At 65.2% G+C, this 20,939-nt stretch carries 14 protein-coding genes; 4 read left to right on the forward strand and 10 right to left on the reverse strand.

What is annotated here, in order from left to right:
• Nucleotides 1-100: 100 nt before the first annotated feature.
• From F1C10_RS11085 to F1C10_RS11105, 5 genes are all read right to left on the reverse strand, one after another.
• Nucleotides 101-1,453, reverse strand: a complete 1,353-nt coding sequence (locus F1C10_RS11085) for an aminopeptidase P family protein (RefSeq protein ID WP_258042869.1) — start codon at nt 1,451-1,453, stop codon at nt 101-103.
• 15 nt (nt 1,454-1,468) lie between these two features.
• The gene (locus tag F1C10_RS11090; protein WP_258042870.1) at nt 1,469-2,716 is read right to left on the reverse strand and encodes a Xaa-Pro peptidase family protein; all 1,248 of its coding nucleotides are present in this window, start codon (nt 2,714-2,716) and stop codon (nt 1,469-1,471) included.
• Nucleotides 2,713-4,122, reverse strand: a complete 1,410-nt coding sequence (locus F1C10_RS11095) for a M20/M25/M40 family metallo-hydrolase (protein WP_185206189.1) — start codon at nt 4,120-4,122, stop codon at nt 2,713-2,715. Before F1C10_RS11095 ends, F1C10_RS11090 begins: the two co-directional genes overlap by 4 nt.
• A gap of 71 nt (nt 4,123-4,193) precedes the next feature.
• Nucleotides 4,194-7,193 carry a TonB-dependent receptor domain-containing protein gene (locus F1C10_RS11100; protein WP_219729739.1) on the reverse strand — a complete coding sequence of 1,000 codons (3,000 nt, stop codon included), beginning with the start codon at nt 7,191-7,193 and terminating at the stop codon, nt 4,194-4,196.
• 126 nt (nt 7,194-7,319) lie between these two features.
• Entirely contained in the window at nt 7,320-9,047 is a 1,728-nt protein-coding gene (locus F1C10_RS11105; RefSeq protein ID WP_185206192.1) for a hypothetical protein, read from the reverse strand.
• A 240-nt stretch (nt 9,048-9,287) separates the two neighbouring features.
• Here F1C10_RS11105 and F1C10_RS11110 point away from each other — a divergent pair, with 240 nt between their 5' ends.
• Nucleotides 9,288-10,115 (forward strand): IclR family transcriptional regulator C-terminal domain-containing protein, encoded by an 828-nt coding sequence (locus tag F1C10_RS11110; protein ID WP_219729740.1) that lies wholly within the window; start codon nt 9,288-9,290, stop codon nt 10,113-10,115.
• Nucleotides 10,116-10,542: 427 nt separating this feature from the next.
• On the opposite strand, the gene F1C10_RS11120 is transcribed toward F1C10_RS11110, so the two are convergent.
• From F1C10_RS11120 to F1C10_RS11140, 5 genes are all read right to left on the reverse strand, one after another.
• Nucleotides 10,543-11,667, reverse strand: coding sequence for a PepSY domain-containing protein (locus tag F1C10_RS11120; protein WP_185206196.1), 1,125 nt, complete (start codon nt 11,665-11,667; stop codon nt 10,543-10,545).
• Nucleotides 11,667-13,880, reverse strand: coding sequence for a TonB-dependent siderophore receptor (locus tag F1C10_RS11125; protein ID WP_185206198.1), 2,214 nt, complete (start codon nt 13,878-13,880; stop codon nt 11,667-11,669). Before F1C10_RS11125 ends, F1C10_RS11120 begins: the two co-directional genes overlap by 1 nt.
• A gap of 83 nt (nt 13,881-13,963) precedes the next feature.
• Entirely contained in the window at nt 13,964-14,422 is a 459-nt protein-coding gene (locus F1C10_RS11130) for a hypothetical protein (protein WP_185206200.1), read from the reverse strand.
• A 417-nt stretch (nt 14,423-14,839) separates the two neighbouring features.
• On the reverse strand, nt 14,840-15,655 hold the full coding sequence (locus F1C10_RS11135) for a hypothetical protein (RefSeq protein ID WP_219729741.1): 816 nt from the start codon (nt 15,653-15,655) through the stop codon (nt 14,840-14,842).
• 164 nt (nt 15,656-15,819) lie between these two features.
• On the reverse strand, nt 15,820-16,914 hold the full coding sequence (locus F1C10_RS11140; RefSeq protein ID WP_185206204.1) for an acyltransferase: 1,095 nt from the start codon (nt 16,912-16,914) through the stop codon (nt 15,820-15,822).
• 545 nt (nt 16,915-17,459) lie between these two features.
• Here F1C10_RS11140 and F1C10_RS11145 point away from each other — a divergent pair.
• From F1C10_RS11145 to F1C10_RS11155, 3 genes are all read left to right on the forward strand, one after another.
• Entirely contained in the window at nt 17,460-19,850 is a 2,391-nt protein-coding gene (locus F1C10_RS11145) for a membrane-bound PQQ-dependent dehydrogenase, glucose/quinate/shikimate family (protein ID WP_258042872.1), read from the forward strand.
• Nucleotides 19,851-19,899: 49 nt separating this feature from the next.
• A complete protein-coding gene (locus tag F1C10_RS11150) occupies nt 19,900-20,079 on the forward strand; it encodes a hypothetical protein (RefSeq protein ID WP_185206206.1) in 180 nt (59 codons plus the stop codon).
• Between the two features lie 367 nt (nt 20,080-20,446).
• Nucleotides 20,447-20,938 carry a hypothetical protein gene (locus tag F1C10_RS11155; protein ID WP_185206208.1) on the forward strand — a complete coding sequence of 164 codons (492 nt, stop codon included), beginning with the start codon at nt 20,447-20,449 and terminating at the stop codon, nt 20,936-20,938.
• Nucleotide 20,939: the final 1 nt, after the last annotated feature.

Here is a 20,939-nt window from a genome sequence, read left to right on the forward strand (position 1 = left end):
GCCGGCGAAAAGAACGGGGCTCATCCCGGCAAGGGATGAGCCCCAGTGTACGGCCCGCGCCGCGGCCCGCGGCGCATTGCGCCGGCCGCGAAAGGGAACTTCAGCGCGATCCGATCAGGTGGAACTTGGTCTGACGCCCGTCGATGTAGCGAACGGTCCTGCCGTCGAAGAAGGCGTCTTCCTCGCTCTTGAAATCGACCATCTGGCCGCCCCATTCGGGCACCGCTTTGGTCGCCATCAGCTCGATCGACCAGGCGATGTTCGGCCGCAGCTTGTATTCGCCGGTCGGCACGAACTTCTGCTCTTCCGACAGGCCGATCGAGCTGCCCGCACCGTGGCCGTGATAGCCGATCGGGTGCGAGTAGATCGTCGGCTTGAGCCCCGCGCCGATCGCCTTGGCGCGCGCGCGGTTGAGCACCTCGTTGCCGGTCGCCCCGACGCGAAACTCGCTCGTCACCGCATCCTGCACCAGATTGTTGTCGCGCAAGCCAGCCTTCAGCCCCGCGGGCGCATCGGTCTCGCCGTCGCGCAGCACATAGGCGACATGCTGCGTATCGGTCATGAAGTTTAGATAGTTGATGCCGAAATCGACGCGCAGCATGTCGCCCTTCTGGATCACGCTCGCCTGCTCGCGCAGCACGCCGGGCGTACCCTTGCGCGTCACCTCGACCGAGGGATGGAACCATGAGCCGAGGCCGAAATCCGCGACGCGTTGGCGGTACCACCAGACGAGATCCTCGTTGGTCGTCATGCCCGGCTTCACCACCGCGGACGAGAAGCCCTCGCCGATGATCGCATGCGCGACGCGCGCGATCTCGGGATAGACCTTCATCTCCTCCGGCGTGCGTGTCTCGAGCCAGCCGATCGCCAGCGGATAGCCCGAGACGATGCGGCCCTGCTGCTCGGGCGTCAGCGCCTTCATCAAATCGGAATACTGGCTGTGCGTCAGCCCGTCGCCGAACGCCGTCAGCGAGGAGATGTTGAGCGCGATCTTCTTCGGGTTGCGCTCGGCGATCAGCTCGCGAACGCGCGCGAACTGGTCGGGCTGCTTCTCCATGTCCCACACGGGCTGGTAGAGATTGCCCATGCCGTGCTTGCTGACGACCAGCCGTTCGATCGGCTTGCCCTCACCCGGATCGAAATAGATCAGGATCGTCCGCCGCCGCGCGCGCAGGTTGGTCGCGTTCAGCATCGTCGAGACAACCGGGTCTTCGAGATATTCGCGCGCGATCAGCACCCACATGTCGATGCCGTTCTCACGCATCAGCTGCGGCAGCACGGTTTCGAACCGGCGCTCCAGCCACGCGTTGCGCAGCTGTGCCTGATCGCGCAGGCTCATGATCTTGGGCAGTGCCGGTGACATCGTCTGTTCTTCCTGCGCCATCGCCGCGGGCGCGAGCGCCAGCAGAGCGATCGCCGCGGCGCTGCCCAACCAGCTCTTCGATCGTGGCATTTCAGCCCCCTTTTCTTATCCGAACGGTTTGTCGAGCGACGCGGGCGGCTGCGTGAAGAAGCGCGGGCCCTCGTCGGTGATGTGGAAGCAATCTTCGATGCGGATGCCGAACTTGCCCGGCAGATAGAGGCCCGGCTCGTTCGAGAAGCACATGCCCGGCGCCAGCGGCGTCGTTTCGCCGTGCACCAGATTGACCGGCTCGTGCACGTCGAGGCCGATGCCGTGGCCGGTACGGTGCGACAGGCCTGGCAGCGCGTAGCGTGGGCCGTAGCCCAGCTTCTCGTAATAGGCGCGCACCGCATCATCGACGCTTCCGGCCGGCGCGCCGACCTTCGCGGCATCCATCGCCACCGCCATGCCCTGGCGCATCTGCGCGAACACGCGGCGCTGCTCCGCCGTCGGCTCGCCGAACACGAAGGTGCGCGACACGTCGGCGACGTAGCCGTGCATGCTGCACGTGCAGTCCATCAGCACGACCGCGCCCTCGGCGAGCTTCAGCCGCTCCTTCGACCCGTGCGGCAGCGCGCTGCCCGGCCCGATCTGCGCGCTGCTCGATCCGCGCTGCCCGCCATGACGCGCGATCTGCGCCGTCATGATCGCGTTGATGTCGTCGCCCGTCATGCCAGCGCGCACCTCGGCATGCGTCGCGCGATAGGCGGCGATCATGATGTCGTTGGCGCGTTGCAGCAACGCGATCTCGGCCGGGCTCTTGATCATGCGCAGCGCATTGACGGGCGCTGCGCCCGACACGGTCCGCAATCCGGGCAGCAACCGGCGGATGCCGTCGACGATGAAGAAGCGCGCGGTCTCCTCCACCGCCAGCGTGCCGGTGCCAAGCCTCTTCTCCGTCAGCCAGTTGGCGATCAGCGCGAAGGGGCTTTCGTCCTCCTGCCACACGCGCACCTCACCCGGCACGTCGAGCATTTCGCGGATCGACGGTTCCTCGAAGAACGGCGTCACGATCAGCACCGGGCCGTCGGCCGGAATCACCGCCGCCGTCGTCCGCTCGCTGCGCCACCAGTCGATGCCGGTGAAATAAACGAGGCTCGATCCCGCCTCGACCAGCAGCGCGGACAGGTTGCGGCGGCGCAGTTCGGCCTGGAGCCGCGCGAGCCGCCTCACGCGCTCGGCGCGGCCGATCGGCGCGACGGGCGTCATCGCCGCCGGGCTCGGCGCTGCGCCGCTTGCGGCTGGCGCAGCCGCGACGACGATGCCTGCCATAGCGCCGCCGCGCAGTAGATCGCGCCGCGCGAGTGACGTCACTTGGCGCTGCCCAGGTCGCGCAGCAGGAAATCCCAGTAATCGAATTGCTTCAGATACGCCGCGATCGGCACCCGCTCGTCGGTGCCATGCGCGCGGCTGTCGTCCGCGCCAAGCGCCAGCGCACCCGCGCCGTACGTCGGGATACCGGCGCTGCGGAACTCGCGCCCGTCGGTGCCGCCCGACGACATGCTCGGCTTCAGCGTCACGCCCGGATAGGTCGCGTCCATTGCCTTCTGCAGCCGCGCGAACAGCGCGGGATTGACTGGGGAGACGGGGCTCGCGACGCCCTCGCCAACCAGCGACACCGCGAGCTTGTCAATGCCGATCGTCTCGGCTATCTTGCCGCGTACCGCCTCGACGGTCGTACCCGGAAAGATGCGGCAATTGACGTTCGCCGTGGCGTTCTGCGGCAGCGCGTTGGGCGCGTTGCCCGCCTGCAGCATCGTCGCGACGCACGTCGTCCACAGAATGTTGGCGTCGTGCGGATATTTCTCGGCAACGGCGCGCGCCACAGCGTCGGTCGGATCGGCCGCGAGCGTCGTCAGCGCCCGGCCAAGCTCGCCGCCCTTCTCCTTCGCCATGTCGGCGACCATGATCCGCGTGATCTCGTTGAACTCGACCGGGAAGCGCAGGCTCTCCAGCTTCACCAGCGCGCGCGCGAGATCGTAGATCGCATTGTCGGCCCGCGGCGCGGAACTATGCCCACCGGGGTTCTTCGCCGCGATCGCGAAATTGGCGTAGGTCTTCTCCGCCGCCTGGATGTTGAAGCGATATTTGCCGTCGGCACCGATCTGCCCCGACCCCGCATCCGAGTTGAGCGCATATTCGGCACGCGCGACCAGCGGATGCTTGGTCAGCGCACGGGTCGTCATCATCCCGCTCTCCTCGTCGCCCGAAAAAGCGAGCAGCAGATCGCGCTCGGGCACGAAGCCCGCCTTCTTGAGCCGGACGAAGCTGGCGACCAGCGCGGTGACGCCCGCCTTGTTGTCGGTCGATCCGCGCCCGTAGATGTAGCCGTCCTTCTCGGTCGGCACATAGGGGTCGGTCGACCAGTTCTCCTTGAGCGCGTCGACGACATCCATATGCCCGAGAAACGCGATCGGCTTCGCGCGCGGATTGCGCCCGGCGTAGCGCACGACGAGCCCCGCCGTCTTCTCGCCGTCGATCTCGACCGGCACGGTCTGAATGTCTTCGGCCGCGAACCCGGCAGCGCGCAGCCGCGCGGCATATTTCTCGATCAGCGCCGGCACCTGCCCGCGCCCCTTGGCGGTCGGCGTCGCGATCGCCTCTTCGAGCATCTGCCGCGCCATTGCGCGATCGGCGTCGGTTGCCGGCGCAGCCGTAACGGGTCCCGTCGCGGACACAATCATCGCCAGGGCGGCCCCGGCATACCAACGCGCGTTCATCACTCAGTCCCCATCTGATCCCTGATACCGGGGGCGTACCAGCGCACGCCCCCGGTTCAATTGTCACCGCATCAGAAGCCGACGTTGGCGCTGAGGAACAGGTAACGGCCCGTCGCATCGTAGAATTGCGGGTAGGTATTGCCGTTGCCGCCGTCCTCGATCGCCGCGGTGGTCGTAAGCGGCGGATCCTTGTCGAAGACGTTGTTGACGCCGGCGCGGAAGACCAGATCCTTGCGCACCTCGAACGACGCGGCGAGATCGAAGTAGCTGCGCGATCCGAGCCGCTCGTTGACGCCCGAGAAGCTGCCGGTCAGCGCCGGCTGGTCGCTCGTCTGCGCGATCTTGACCGCCGAGACGTAGCGCCACGTGCCCGTCAGGCTGAAGCGATCCGCCGGCGTCCACGTCGTCATGAACTTGTGCCGCCACTCCGGGCGCGGACGGCCGCAGAGCCCGGCGTACAGCCCCTTGCACTCGTAGATATCGGCCTGCGGTGAATTGGGCAGCGGCACCGTCTTGTACGAGTCGAGGTACGTGCCGACGAGATTAAACGCGAGCCGCCCGGCATTGAGGCCGAGATCGGCGAGGTTCATGCGATAATCGACCGCGACGTCGACGCCCTTGGTCTGCAACGAACCGGTGTTGACGTTGAAGCGGCGGAAGTAGCCGTTCTCGCCCTGCCACAGCGAGCCGCTGTCGGGGCTGCGCTGGATCAGGCTGCAGAAATACGGGTCGCCGTTCGCGAGGCAATTGGCGATCGACAGGTTCGGGTTGACGCTGCCGACGAGGTTCTCGACCTTGATATCGAAATAGTCGACCGAGATCGTCAGCCCGCGCACGAAGCGCGGCTCGAACACTGCACCCAGCGACAGCGTCTTGGCGGTTTCGGGATCGAGATCGGGGTTGCCGCCGATCAGCGAGTTGAACTGCCCGGCCGGATTGTCGACGATGTTGCCGTATTGCGCGGCCGTCACGCCGGTGCGCGCGCATTGCGCGAACGACGCGATCGGCGCTGCGCCCGAACATGGATCGTACGACCCGTTGGCGTTCTCGGTCAGCTCGACCTCGAACAGCTGCTGGCTGGAGAACAGCTCGATCACGTTGGGCGCACGCACGGCGCGCTGATATGAACCGCGCAGGCGAAAATCGCGTACCGGCGTCCAGTTCAGCCCCAGCTTGTACGTGTCGGTCTTGAACCCGCTGTCGTAATCCGAATAGCGGTACGCGCCCTCGAACGACAGCGTCTGCATGAACGGCACGTTCTCGACCAGCGGTACGATCAGCTCGCCGAAGAACTCCTTCGCCGCGACCGATCCGGTGATCGGCAGCTCCGGGCTTGCCGCTGCCTGATAGATTTCGTCGGGCTGATAATCGACCGAGTTCTTGCGGAATTCGTATCCGAAGGCGACCGCGACGCCGTTCTCCGCGAATGGCGAGGTCAAGCCCCATTCGCCGAGGTTGCCGTCGATCGCCGCGACGATGTTGACGAGGTTGGTGTCGCCCGTGATCGACTTCGTCTCGGCAACATATTGGACGGCCTGGGCACTCGCCTCCGGCCCGAAATAGTCGAGCGGCGAGCAATTGGCGTCGTTGTTGTTCGGATTGGCGTCGGCATTGATCGCGCAGACGATCTGGCCGGCCGAATTGCGCACCGCGTTGAACGCATTCGCCGTCCGCTGGCGGTTGGCGTCGCCGAGGAAGCGGCTGCGGTAATTCACCTTCGAATAGAGGCCGTAGACGTCATATTTGAACGGCCCGGCGATCTCGCCGCGCGCGCCGAGCACGATGCGGTAGCTCTGGTGCTGGATGTCGTCCTGCCGGTTGCCACCCTCGACGTTGCGCCGCGCGACGAGCACGCCCTGCGCGATCGAGGCGGGGCGGACGTAATTGCCCGCGCCGTCATAGACGCTCGCCGTGGACAGGCCGCGGCTGGTGCACAGGAAGTTCGCCTGCTGCGCGCTCAGATACGGGTTGTCGCAATTGATCCCGCTGATGCTGCCGGCGCCGACGGTAATGCCCGCGCTGTTGGTGCCCGGTGCGATCTGCGCGACCGAGCGGTCCTCCATGAACGACGCCTCGAGATAGGGCGTGAAATTCTCGTTCACTTCGTAATGCGCCGTCGCGCCCAGCGCGTAGCGCTCGTCGGGGCGCTGATAGTAATTGTACGGCGCGAAATTGTACGTCTGCGTACCCGCGACGAACTGGCGGTCGCCGGTGGCGCGGAACGACGTCGGCAGGCCCGGAATGCCGCCGGCGTTGGTGAAGTTCGCCGGCGCGTTGGTGGCGGAACCGCTGCACGAGAATTCGTTGCCGCCCGCACCCGTCGCGCCCAGTGCGCAGGCAGAGTAATCGTAATCGCCCTGCAGGATCGGATTGACCTTGCGATAGGTCGCATAAGCGGTGACGTTGCCGCGACCGTCATCCATGTTGCCGCCGACCACCGCCGACAATTCGGTGGTGAAGCCGTTCCAGATCGTCTTCTCCGGCTTCAGATACGCGCCCGGCACGCGCGCGTTGTTGCGATCGAGCAGATCGCGCAGCTCGTCGCGGTCGTTGGTATGCTGGAAACCGGCGATGCTTCCGGTGAAGCGGATGCCGCTGAAATTCTCCATCAGCTTGAAGTTGACGACGCCGGCGATCGCGTCCGAACCGTAGACCGCCGATGCGCCGCCCGTCAGCACCTCGACCGACTGGATCAGCGGCGTCGGCACCTGGTTCAAATCCGACGGGATGTTCTTTGGCGAGCCGTACGGCAGGCGACGTCCGTTGATCAGCACCAGCGTGCGCGACGGGCTGAGGCCGCGAAGGTCGACCTGCGCGGTGCCCGTCGCCTCGTTCGAATTCGCCGCGCCCTGCGCTGCGAACACCTGCGGCAGCTGGTTGACGAGATCTTCGGTGCGCACCGTGCCGCGCACCGCGAACTCCTCGGCCGCGACGGTGGTGACCGGGCTGACGCTCTCGAGGTTGGGCGAGCGGATGCGCGATCCGGTGACGACGATCTCGCCGTCCTCGCTTGATCCGGCGGCGATATCGGCTGCTGCGTCCTGCGCGTGCGCCGGCAGCGCGACGGTCATGAATGCGGCGGCGGTGCATAAAAGGAACGTGCGTGATGGTGCCCTGGTGGACATGATCGAACTCCCTGATGATGGTTGATTGAGGCTATCCGCGCCGGCGTCCCCTCGCCGTGCGCGCTTGCCCGGTTACTTGTATCGCCAGCTGGTAAGGTCAGCCCCCTTGGGGGCCGCCGCTTCGATCCGCTGCAGGATCTTCGGCACGTACATCCAATTGTAGCGCAGCCGCCCGACCGAATTGGGCTGGGTCTTGTCGCCGTTCCAGCAATGCTCGTCGCGATCGCCGTACAGGATCTCGCCGCCATACGCCGGCTTCGCCGTCTTGAGGAAATCCTCCATCAGATAGACGGCGTTGTTGAGATAGAAATTGTCCATGTCGCCGACATAGATGTTGATCTTGCCCTGCAGCTTGGGCGCGAGCTTCTGCCAGTCGCGCTGCAGGATGTGGCGCAGGTCGTAATTTTCACGCCAGTGAGCGGCGACCTTGGGATCGATCTCGCCGGTCGCCTTGTTCCAGATGCGTTGCGGGTATCCGTCCGCACCCATCGGCGAGTAGACCGCTTCCCAGATATCCCACTGCCCGCCCGAACGCGTCTTGTCGCCGAGCACCAGCTCTAGCCGGTTCTCGTCCTCGATCGTGTTCGACAGGTGGCCTAGGTAATCGCGCTTCGCCGGCTTCGCGACCTTGCCGAACGGCCCTGTCCAGAAATAGGCGTTCTTGTCCTTGTAGATATCCGTCACCATCGTCTGACGGAAATCGATCGGATCGGGGCAGGCGGCGAACGCGCCATTATACTCGTCGGGATAGAAGACTTGCACAGCCAGCGCTTCCCACCCGCCGGTCGATCCGCCGTACAGGAAGCGCGACCAGCCCGCGCCGATACCGCGGAACTTCTTCTCCAGCGCCGGGATGAAATCGTAGGTGATCGCATCGCCGTACGGGCCGATGTTGGCCGAATTCACCGCATAGCTGTCGTCGTAATAGGGGTTCGAATGATCGATCTCGACGATCAGCATCCGCGGAAAATCGGGCGACGTCCACTTCTGGTAGAAATCATACGCCTCGCGCTGCTCGGTGCGCTCGTAGCAGGTCTCGTTGATGAAACGCTTGTTCGGCGTGCACTTGATGTTCGCGTCCGGCGGCGTGGTGCGGAAGCCGCCGAAATCTTCCGGAAAATGCCCGTGGAAGATCGCCAGCGGATAGCGCGCTTCGGGATGCTTGTCGAAATCCTTGGGCACCAGCACGTGGCCGCGCATGTAGACGTCGCGTCCCCAGAACTTCGACAGCCGGTCGGACTTGAACTTGAAGTGCCGGACGTACTCGGTGTCCTTCGGTTCCTCGATCGGCGGCAGCACCTCGTTCAGCGCCAGCTTGATCTCACCGGGACGCTTGGGATCGAAATTGACCTTGAACGGCTTGCTGATGAGGTTGCCCGGCTCCTTGCGCCAGTTCTGCCCCGCGCCGCGCGCCGCGGGCAGCTTCACGACCTTGCCGTTCGCGAGCTTGAACGTATCGTACTTATGCAGCACCGCCTGAACGGTATAGGTGCCGGCGGGAACGTCGGCGAGGCTGCGACCGGGATAGCCGAGCACGTCCTTGCCGATCACGCGCGCCTGGCCGTTGCGGAAATTCTCGACGTCGATGCCGAAGACCTGCGCGCCTTCGTAGCTTGCGTCGACTTGAAAACGCGGCTCCGTCTTGTCGTCGGCAGCAATCACCAGGATCAGCCGACCCTCATACGCGTTCTGCCCCGCCGCCGGCGTGGAAAGTTCAACCCGGAAGTCTTCCGCATGCAATGCATGCGTCCCCGACATCAGCGCCGCAATTGCAGCGCCGACCGCGAACGTCTTTCGCATGTCTTATCCCCTACCCGCGACAAGCTCCCCGCTTGGCCGCAACTCAAACTTGCCGCATCGCGGCATATTGTCAACGCATTTTTGATCGCATACCGAACGCATGTTGCGATAGCGCACGTTTAGTCCGCGGTTGGTACAATCGAGTGCGATTGCGGGGCAGAATAAGCGCTTGATCGGGTTGCGATTTGGTAACCCGCGCGTTTACCAAGATTGCGGCGGTTCGGGGGAGACAGAGGCGCAGTGTCCGATCAATCGAACAGCACTATCGGCGTAGATGACAGCGACGCGGCAGCTAGCGACCAAGACGATACCGATCGCGATTATGTTGCGTCGCTTGCGCGCGGGCTGGAAGTCATTTGTGCCTTCACGCGAGACAAGCCGACGATGACGTTGAGCGACGTCGCCAAGGCGACCGGCATGTCGCGCGCGACGGCGCGCCGCCTGCTGCTGACGCTGGTGCGCGAAGGCTATGCCGAGAAGCGCGACCGCGATTTCTCGCTGCGGCCCAAGGTCCTCCAGCTCGGCTACTCGGCGCTCGCCTCCGTCGGCATCCTCGACGTCGTCCAGCCGGTGATGAACGCGCTGTCGCAGCGCACGCAGGAATCGATCTACACCGCGGTGCTGACCGGCGACGACGTCACCTATCTCGCTCGCTCGACGCCCGACCGCGTCATCTCGGTCAGCATCAACATCGGCAATCGCCTGCCTGCGTACGCCGTGTCGACCGGCCGCGTGCTGCTCGCCGGCGAGAGCGACGCCGCGCTCGAGCGCTATTTCGCGCGGCTGACGCTGGAGAAGCACACCACCAATACCGTCCGCTCGATCAAGCAGCTTCGTGCGGTGATCGAGGAGACGCGCGAATGCGGCTACTCGCTCGTCGACGAGGAACTGGAGGTCGGCGTCCGCTCGCTGTCGGTGCCGATCTATGACGCGGCGGGCCACGTCATCGCCGCGCTCAACGCCTGCTGCCCGTCGATGCGCTTCCCGGTCGAGGACATGCGCGAGAAGCTGGTACCAGAGCTGCGCGCCGCCGCGCAAAGCATCAACGAGCGTTTCCAGCAGGGCTGAACCGACGGGTGCGGCGCGGATATGCGACCGTCGCTCCGGCGGCAGCGCGCGCGTTCTTGTGCCGCATCGCGCTTCGGCTTTACCGGCCGCGCTAGAAAATTGCCGGTGCTCGGACGCCGACGCGGCCGATCATGCGCCGCACGTCGTTCTCGCTCCGGCGCAATTCCCCTGCGATCGCGCCTGGCTCCAGCCCCTTCTGAATAGCCGCGCGCAAATCGTTGATCGCCGCCTGTGTCCACCGCGCCTCTGCTGGCACTGCCATTCCCCTTTCAGGCGTGTCCGCCACTGGGCGGCGGCGTTAGCGACGCCTATCTCACCATCCGGTTAAGCCGTGGCCGGTCGCAGATGCTGCACGTAACCCGCATCGCCCGCGCAACGGGGGGCGTAAGGCGCCCGATCATCTCCACGCACTATGTACCGCAGCTACTCAGGCGGCGCCGGCCCCCCGGCGCCTGCGCCAATGAGAAAGGCCTGTCACGAATAGAATGGTGGGAACGAGCCCGGCGGCCACGGCGAGGACACGCGTTGCCAACCCACCGATCGTTCCGTCGTGCAGCGCGCGTATCCAGCTGGTCACGGCAACGCCATTGCCGTTCCGCCGCACGTCGTGAACCGCCAGCACGCGGCCCGATGCTGCGTCGATGAACACGTAGCTTCCTGGAAAGCGCCCGTGCGGATCGCCCGGCACCTGGAAGCGCACGCGGATCGCCGCCCCCGGCGCGGCGGACACATCGACGAAGACGATGCGGCCATCAGGCAGTGCGCGCTGCGCTACCGTCAGGGCGCGCGCGATGCCGATGCTGCTTCCTGCCGGCTTACTTGCAAGCGGGGCCAGGACCGTTGCGGGTCGCAGGATTACCTGCATCACCGGCGGAAGCGCCAGCAGCACACCGGTCGCGACCAGCACGAACAGCGGTGGCGCAGCCCACAGGCCGGTCAACTTGTGCAGGTCGCGCAGCCGCCGGATCGGCGCAGCGTCGCGCTTGAAGGCAAGCGCCTTGTGCAAGCTGCCGCGCGGCCACCAAACCAGCATCCCGCTCGCCAGCAGCAGCAGCATCGCGACGCCCGACCAGCCCACCACTTGGCCGCCGAGATCGCCGGCAAGCAGCGCCATATGCAGCTGGTAGAGCCAGCTCATCAGATAGCCGCCCCACGGCTCGGCGCGGACGATCCGCCCGCCGTCGGGGGAGAACCAAACCATCATGCGATCGGCGTGGTGCCCATGCCCCGACGACGGATAAAAGCGCGCAGGGATCGCGTCGCCCTCGCCCGTCACCTCGATCGACCACTTGCCAGCAGGGTCGTGCCAGCGCGCGCGCCCCGTCGCGAGCGCGCGATCCCACACCGGCGAGGCCAGCCCCGGCGCGGGATCGTTGCGCGCGACCTCAATCGCCGGGTGGAGCGCCGCGTCGATGCCGGTGTAGAACACCAGCGCCGATCCTGTGAGGCCGATCAGCGCGAACAGCAGCCCGATGCCAAGACCCAGCCAGAGATGGACGCGGCGCACGACGATGCGCGCGCGCGATGCTCCCGATCGGCGTTGCCCCGCCATCAGAACCGGCTCGCCAGCGAAACCTCGAACGATCGCGGCGCACCGATGTGGACGTTGGTCGTCGGATAGCCGGAATATTCGCCATAGAAGGCATTGCCGAGGTTGCGGCCGCGCAGCGTCAGCGTCGCTTGGCGCCCTACCGGCAGCGATACGCTGGCATCCAGTATTTCGTGTCCGGCGACGCGGATGGTGTTGGCGGTGTCGGTGTAGAAAGCGCCGGCATGCCGCAGGAAGCCGCCAATCGTTACCGTTTCAGCGATGGTGTAGAGCGCCGCGGCGTTGAGCGTCGTCGCAGGCACGTTGATCGGGCGGTTGCCGGTTCGATCAAACCGCACGCCGCCGATCAGCTCGGACAGCGCGTCATAGCGCGCCTTGGTATAGGAGACGCCGCCCGACAGACGTAGTGCCTTCAGCGGCGCGACGATCGCGGACAGCTCGACACCCTGCGACGATTGCCGCCCGCCCTGCACCGTCAGCGCCGGATCGGCGGGATCGCGGGTCAGGATATCGCGCTGCTCGATGCGGTAGGCGGCACCGGTGACGCTCGCCCGCCCGCCCCAGCCACTCACCTTGAATCCAGCCTCGTAGGCACGCCCCTTGGTCAACCGGAAGCGGCTGTTGGCGATCGAGGCGAGCAGGATCGACGACACCGGCGATACCGCCGTCGTATATTGCGCGTAGAGCGTCAGGCCGGCGCCGACGTCCCACGTCGTGCCCGCCCGCCACGATACCGGATCGAAGCTTGGGCGATTACGATCGATGGCCCCGGTCACATTCTGGATAGTCGCGCGATCGAGCGCGATATGATCCCAGCGCACGCCGCCCACCAGCAGCCATCGCGGCGTCAGGTTCAGCGCGTCCTCCGCGAAGACCGACAATTGCTTCAACCTGGAATCGAAGGTGACGTTGCCGGCGGTGAAGATCGCGGGCCCAACGGGCAGCGGCGCGGGCGCCGGGTCACGCACGTCCACCGCCGGCAGGGCGGAGACGGCAGCAGTCTGGCGCAGGCTGACGAAATCGGTGTCGTTATGCTCGAGCCCCAGGCTGAAGCGGTTGCGCAGCCCCGCGATCCGGCTGTCGTTGCCGATCACCCCGCGCGCGTTCCAGAAGCGGTGATCGTGCCGGAAATCCTGGTAGGTCTGACGGAAGCTGCCGTTGGGGAACGCCGCGGACGGCGCGACGAACGTCTGGCTGTCCGCCAGCAGGAACGCGCGGTCGGCGGTATAGCCCGTCAGGTCGAGCGCCGCCGTCCACCCGCTCCCGATCGCCCAGTCGAGCCGCGTGCGCACCGTCGTCTCGTCGGCGCCCGAATAGGCACCCTGCGGATTGTAGTTGCGCCGGCGCAGGCTGCGATCGGCGACCAGACCATTGGCGCTCTTCACGGCATCGGTCGGGCGCCGCGCATATTGGCCGGGGATCAGCGGCAGCCCCTGGTAGGTGGCGTCGTAGCGATCCTCGAAATGGTCGACCGCGATGAGTAGCGAGAGGCGATCGCTCGGCTTCCACAGCGCGCTCGCGGTCAGCCCGGCGGAGAAGGTGTCGTTATTGTCGACGTCGTACAGGCTGTCCGAGTGCTGGTAGCTCGCGTCCGCCCGTACCGCGAGGGTGGCCGATACCGGCAAATTGACCCCGCCGGCGGCGTACAGTGTGTCGAAGCTTCCGATCGACAACAGCGTGTCGAGCCGACGTTCGCCCGGCACCGGCTTGCGCGTCACCTTGTTGATGACGCCCGCCAGCGCGCCCTCGCCGTAGAGCACCGACGCCGGCCCCTTCAGCACCTCGATCCGGTCGTAATGCCAGTTGTTGCCGTCGCGCTGGACGACTGTCGAGGTGGAGATGCGCACCCCGTCCTGAAGGATCGACACGGTGTTGCCTGCGAAGCCGCGCAAGCTGACGACGGCGGGGTTGCCCGGCACGTTGCCGGCGATCGCGCCGACGACGTCGTTGAACGTCTCGCGCGCGGTGCGCAGCCCGCGGGTCTGCAGATCGTCCTGCGTCAACAATTCGACGCTCGCCGGCGTCTCGCGGATCGTCAGGCCAAGGCGGCTGCTCGCCTGCGTCCGGTCGTCGAGCTTCAGCGGATCGCGCTGCCCGGTGACGACGATCGTCGCATCGCGGCGCGCGTTGGTCACATCGGGTGTCTGCGCGGCGGCGGGAACGGCCAGCAGTAGGGAGGGCGCAGCCGCGCCCGCCAGGAGGGGTGTTCGGAACATGGCAATACCTTTGATCGGCCCCGCGCCGAGGGCTTGGGCCACGAATCATGAACGCGCGCGATGGCGCATCACGGGATGACGGATCAGAGGTAGGCCGGTGGTCCGCGCAGCGGTGGGCGTAGATAGGCGGATCGGGACGGCGGCGGCGGAATCGCGGCGCTGAAGCCGGTCGCCAGGACGAACGCGATCAGCGCGGCGAGCAGGAGCGGGTCGATCGCGCCCAGCAGCGCGGCCGACAGGCTCGCGAAAGCGCACGGCATCTCCGCGCTTCCATGGTCCTTCGCTTTGCCGTGATCCCCGGCGCCGCCGTGTCCGGACATGCTTTGATGGGGCATGCCGTGATCGGGCATGTCGCCGTGCATGCCCGGCATCGCCATCGCTTCCGCGCGCGGCGCGGCGCCTGGGCAGACGACGATGGCGATGCGCCCGTGATTGGCAGCGACCATGTAACCGGTCGGGATCAGCAGCTTCAGCAGCAGCGTCGCCGCGCAGATCAGCAGCGCGAGGCGACGCTGCGCGAGAAGATGCCGGACGGCGTGCACCCCCGCCGCCTAAAGCCGAGAAGCACCTGTGTCACTTGGACAATCCGTCCCAGCATGATTCGCCGAGCGCCTTGCTTGCGACAGTCCGCTGAGAGGATCTTGCTTTATCCTGACAGTAGCACGCGGCCGTATGACGAAACAGACAACTGCGCTCCAGCAATCGCTCGGACGCGATCTTTGCCGGCCGATGCGATCAATGACCTACCGGTTGCCTCGCAGCCGGACACACGAACGATTGCTCTTGCCCAGCAACGAGAGACGGATCGGGCGCCGGCATCGGCGATCAAGCTGGCGAATGAGCCGAGAAGAGGGGTAATATTCGTCGGCTCCGGCCGGCCGCAAACGCATCGCCAGCAGTCTCACCGATTGGATAATCGAGCGTGCTACCGCGCCGACCGTATCACCGATAACGACGCGTTACTGAGGCTCTGCAGGGACGGGCTCAGCGGCATCGACCGACGCCGGAGTTACTGGCGCCGCAGTCACTGGCACTGCAATCGCAGGCGCTTCGCTGACGACCGTCGCCGGAGCGGCGCCATTCGGTGTCGCGACCATGGCGGGCGGCGTCACCGCCATCGGCGGCTCGATCGTGCGCACCACGGCCGGCGGCTCGACCGGCGGCGGGGCGGGCTGATAATAGTCACGCCACGCGTCATAGGCGGCATAGAAATCGACGAACGGCCGGTCGAGCCGTAGCAGCGCGGCTCGCGCGAAGGCCGGCAGGTCATCCTCCGCTACCTGAGCGACCTGGACCACCTCCACGCGCGCTGCCGCGCAGAATGCCGCGCGCATCGCCGGCTGCGCGTAGAAATTGTAGATGCGCGTCTGATTGTCGTCGTACACGCGCTGCCAGTCCCACCAGCCCGGCGCCTGCCATTCGCGGATATACGCCTGGTAATAGCGATCGATCGCCGCCGCACGCGTTCGCAGCCATGCGTTGTATTGGTCAAGGACACCGCCACCCGCCTGGTCGCAGCCGAGCGCCGCGACGTTCAGCGCGTTGCGCAAATGCCAGACGGCGGCCTGATCGGTATTGTCGAGATTGGGGGTAAAATACCGGCCATCTGGGCGCTTTGTCGGGCTTTTCATGCCGATATAGCCCCCCGCCGGCATCTTCGGTGGCGGCGGCGGCAGCGTCGCGACCACGGGTGGCGGCTGCACGGGCGGCGTCGCGCAGCTCGACACCGCAAGCGCCAGAATGCCCGACAGGCTCCAGTAAAGGTTCGCACGCACCATCATCGTCTAACCCAGATACTCCGTTGCGGCGCGCTTATCACCCGCCGAATGAACAGCGGCGGAATGGTCAATCGGCAGGCTGCGCTGCCGCTACACAGGCCGACCGCCACCGATCAATCTGCCTGCGATCGCACCCCCGGTGTTAGTCCAAAACCCGTCCGTCAGGATCGGGCGAATTCGACCGAAGCCGGCGGTCTCTTCCCGCGGCGCACAAAATTGTTCGCGAGCGCAAGCAATGGCTTCTCGAGCCACAGATGCACGACGATGCCACCGATGACGGCCGCGATGATTGTCACTACGACGAAGATGCTGCCGCCGCCGATCGCCACGTCCACGCCGATCAGGCGCATCGCCGAACGCATCGCGGCGACCGTGAAGATATGGCTAAGGTAAATGCTGTAGGATGCATTCCCCAGCAAGGCGAGGAACGCGCTGCGTCGCAGCCCCCCCGCCCGCTCGACCTGTACCGCGCAAAGCACGATCAGCAGCGCGGGGACGCCCAGATGAATGCTTTGCGGGACCGGCGGATGCAAACCATCCATCACCAGCATCGCCGGCAGTGCCAACGCAAACACGAAAGCCCATGCCAGCGGCCTTGTCCGGGGAAGGTGGCCGATCAGGCGGGCAAGCAGCAGCCCCGCGGCGAATTCTGCCAGCAGATCGGTGCCGTAGAAGCGAAACGGGGTCGACGAGAAGATCGTGCGACCGGCGACGTAAAGCGTCGCGAGCAGGAATAGGATGATCCAGGGGCGCTGCCTTTCGGAAAAGCGCAGGGCGAGCGCGAACAACAAGTAGAACGCGACTTCCACGTTCAGCGTCCAGCCGGGCACGATGACAGGAACGAGAGCGCCCTGCGTCCCCGCCGGAAGCAGCGGATGCCAGGCCGGCAGAAAGAGTAAGGACATGGCGATATGCCAGCCGTCGAACTGCGTGGATTGCAGCAAGCGTGGAATCGCCAGCGACAGCGCGGCGACGCAAAGGGTCAGGATCCAATACAAAGGCGCCACCCTGACGATACGTTTCAGGATGAAGTCTCGCGGCGACGTATCGCGCCCGCTGGTCGTCCACCACATCACAAAGCCGCTGAGGACGAAGAAGATATCGACCCCCGACGCGCCGACCGGCGGCAACGACGATGAACCGGTCAGCCGGATCACCTGATCGACGGCATGGAAGTATACGACCAGCAGCGCCGCTATGGCGCGGAGATATTGCAACGAATGAAGATGCGTCGCACCTCCCGATTGTTGATCCATTGCCTGCCCTACGATCGGATCGCTCGCTGACCGGCTTAACCGCTAACGTGCGCGAGGCATAGCTGGGGGGAGCGGCCGACCCTTACCACGCCGCGCAGCCGGCAACGCTTTTGGCCGTCATGACCCGCAGACGGTGGCCATATCGCTGCCGCCTCGATTCCTTGGCGCGAAGCATGAGGGAAAGGCTGTCGGCATGGCGGCAGCAAAGGCCATCGCTGACGCATCTGCCACCGCAACAAACACCTGTCGCCACCGGATCGCGATACTGGCCCCGGCCGATAGGGGCCCTGCGATGTGCCGAACCACTTAGGGCGAACCGTCACTTCAGCGAAAGCAGTGCAGATTCAAGCACTAATCAAATCGTGCGATCCGCCGTATTGCTCCCGACAGTCCCGAAACAGACTATTTGCTCGTCAAGAGCGGTCCGATGCTATCAGCCGAAGCGTAGTTTTTTGAGGCGCGCCTTCGTCTGCCGTTCAACGTTGGGAGTGACAAACCGCTGCACTTGTCGATGATGCAGACTTCCAAAAGCTGTCGAATCGGTAATGATGTCGGCGATAATAGGCAGAGTATATCCGATCGTTCTCCTGTTGATCGCCCTATGCCTAATCGTTGGCGGCGTATGGCTGATCGCCTTGAGTGGTTCTTTTTACTATCTTTTTTCCGGTGCGGCGCTGCTGTGGTGCGCATGGCTTCTGTGGTTCGGCCCGCGAGAGAGGCGTTGGGTTTACGCTGGTATCATTATCATCACCTGGACGTGGGCGATCTGGGAAAGCGGGTTTTCGGGCTGGGCGTTGATGCCGCGGGTGATCGCGTGGCTGGTCGTCGGCGCGTGGCTCGTGACGCCGTGGTTCGATCGCACACTGCCCCCTGCCGCCGGCGTGGAACCGCGATGGCACAGGCATGCGAACTGGAAGACGTTCGCCGCAGCGTTGCTGGCTGCGACCGGCGTTGGTGCGATCGCGCACGCTAGCGATCCCGATGGCGCCAATCCACTCTATCAAGCAGGCGTCGCCGCATCTTATCCGCGTTCGCTCGCGAAGGCGGCCGATGCGGGCTCGAGCGACTGGCGTGACTATGGCAATGACAAGGCCGGGACGCGCTTCAGCCCGCTTCGCCAGATCACGCCGGCAAATGTCGAACGGCTGACCGTTGCGTGGAAGGCGCCGGTCTCGACTAGCGATCTGAGCCTCGAGCAGGGGCTCGAGATGACACCGATCATGGTCGGCGATACTCTATATGGCTGCAACGGCACCAACGACGTTTTCGCGATCGATGCCGAAACGGGCCGCGAACGCTGGCGGTTCGCCGCGGCGCAATCGAAAGGGCGCACCTGTCGCGGCGTAGCGTTCTTCGAGGTGCCCGGTCGGCCGGGCCTTTGCGCTACCCGGATCATCACGACGACGGCCGACGCAGTGCTGATGGCACTGGACGCGGCGACGGGCGCGTTGTGCCCGAACTTCGGCAACGGCGGACGCGTCGATCTGCTGAAGGGCATGACCAAAGCGCCCGCCCATTATTACTATGTCACCTCCGCACCGGCGATCGTGCGCGGAAAGATCGTATTCGGCGGCATGGTCCTCGACGGCCAATATTGGGGCGAGCCGTCCGGCGTCATCCGTGCCTTCGATGCGACTACCGGCAAGTTTGCCTGGGCGTGGGATATGGGGAGACCCGATCGCAGCGGTGAGCCGCGCGGCGATGAGACGTACACCCACTCGACGCCCAACAGCTGGGGCCCAATCAGCGCGGACGAGCAACTTGGCCTCGTCTATTTGCCGACAGGCAATGCAACGCCCGATTTCTTCGGCGGACGCCGTCGCCCGTTCGACGAGAAATATTCGAGTTCGGTCGTTGCATTGGATGCGCGCACCGGGCGGCTACGCTGGTCATTCCAGACCGTCCGGCACGATCTTTGGGATTACGACGTCGCCGCGCAGCCCACGCTGATCGATCTGCCGCGCTCGGATGGCCGGATCGTCCCCGCGCTCGTTCAAGCGACGAAAACGGGCGACGTCTATTTGCTCGACCGGCGCACGGGACGGCCGCTTCGCGCCGTCACCGAACGAAAGGTGCCGCAGGCCGGCGCCGTTCCCGAAGAACGACTTGCCGCAAGCCAGCCATTTTCAATCGGCCTTCCATCGTTCCGCGGACCGACCCTACGCGAACGCGACATGTGGGGCATCACGCCGATCGACCAGCTGTATTGCCGCATCCGTTTCAAACAGGCGCGGTACGAAGGCATCATGACCCCGCCCGGCATGAAGCCGTGGATCTCGTTGCCGGGTTTCGTCGGCGGAATGGATTGGGGCGGTGTGTCGATCGACGTCGACCACAACGTCATGATCGTCAACTCGAGTAACATCGCCAATATCAGCCGTTTATACACGCGGGCACAGGCCGATGCCGCGAACATTCGACCAGCCGGCGAGGATGCGGCCGGCGGCGACCTATGGGGGCCGGCGGCGCAGGCCGGCACACCCTACGGATCCTTTACCGAAACCTTCAAGTCCCCGCTCGGCATGCCCTGCCAGGAGCCGCCGTTCGGCCGCATCAGCGCCGTTGACCTGACGAGCGGCCGGCTGATCTGGAGCCGGCCGTTGGGCATGGCCGGCAAGAGTGCCTACGGCGTCCCCGTCCTGTTACCCATCACCATGGGAACGCCGACAACCGGCGGCTCGGTAACCACGCGCGGCGGCCTTACCTTCATCGCCGCAACGCAAGACAAGTTCTTCCGCGCCTTTGATACCAAGACCGGCGCCCTGCTGTGGAGTTCACGGCTGGCGCACGGCGGGTTCGCCGCCCCGATGACCTACGTATCCCCACGCTCACGGCGGCAATTCGTCGTCATCGCCGCCGGAGGATCGCACGGCTTGGGCGAGGCCGGGGGCGCCAATCTGGTCGCCTATGCGCTACCGAAAAATGGACCACGGTGATGATGTCACCGTCGCGTCTGAAGGGCGCCGATCTCCCTCGCCGCGAGGCATGACGCCGATGTTCAATGTGAATACGTTCGGGGTGGCCGGCGCGCCTGTAGACGCAACATCCATACAACAGGCCTTCGCCGTTCCGCTGTTGGCAAGCGAGGTCGGTATGCGAGGCGCGGGCAGTCCTTTGGCCCATGTCACGCCAAAGCGCCCCTTCCATCGTCTTTATATCCGCTGACCGGATAGCAGGCGAAACGAAAAGCTAATTGGTGAACAGCCTGCGCCACGGCGAAGTTAGGCAGCGCGGACGCCTTGATCTAGAATCTGAGATCCAGCGGTCCGCGGGATAGAGATCGGCAACGGTACGCCCCCCGCCAATATCCCTATTCCTGTTTTCCTAAAGCATGAACGCCCGTTCTGATCAACGTGATGCCCCCTCACGGCATGATCATAATCTTCCGTCTCCCCTTTTTGGGGGATGCGAATCGCATAAATGGAAGATTAATAAACCGTTAACCCGGCGGCCGGCGATCGTTGCTGGACGGTCTTTCGGGGGGGCGTCTCACTTAGTTGTGAAGACGAGGAACGTTCATCAGGAGAGTATAATGAAGAAGATTGTTATCGCTGCTCTGGCAGCCACCACGGCATTCGCGTCGCCTGCTCTTGCTCAGTCGGGCAGCTTTGGCTCGTCGGGCACCGACAGCACCCCGCTGCGCGCCACGATCGCTGCAGTCTGCACGATTGATGCACCTGCTGGCGGTTCGCTCACGGTTGGCACGGCTGACCAGGCGATCGGCAACACCGCTGCCCAGTGCAACGACCCGGATGGTTTCACGGCCACCATTGCGTCCGCGAACGGCGGCGTGCTGAAGGGCACCGGGAACAACACCCAGACGATCGCCTACACGATGACGATCGCCAACGTACCGAGCGCGACGAACCTTTCGCTCGCGAACCAGTACACGTTCACCCAGGGTGGCGAAGCCAACGCCGTGGCCGGCTACACCCTGCCAACGACGGTCACCGTGGAAAACCCGGCGATCGCGTTCGCCGATGATTATTCCGACACGATCACGTTCAGCATCGTCGCGCAGTAAA

Origin of the sequence: Sphingomonas sp. NBWT7, from assembly GCF_014217605.1 — a bacterium.
Lineage (GTDB): Bacteria > Pseudomonadota > Alphaproteobacteria > Sphingomonadales > Sphingomonadaceae > Sphingomonas.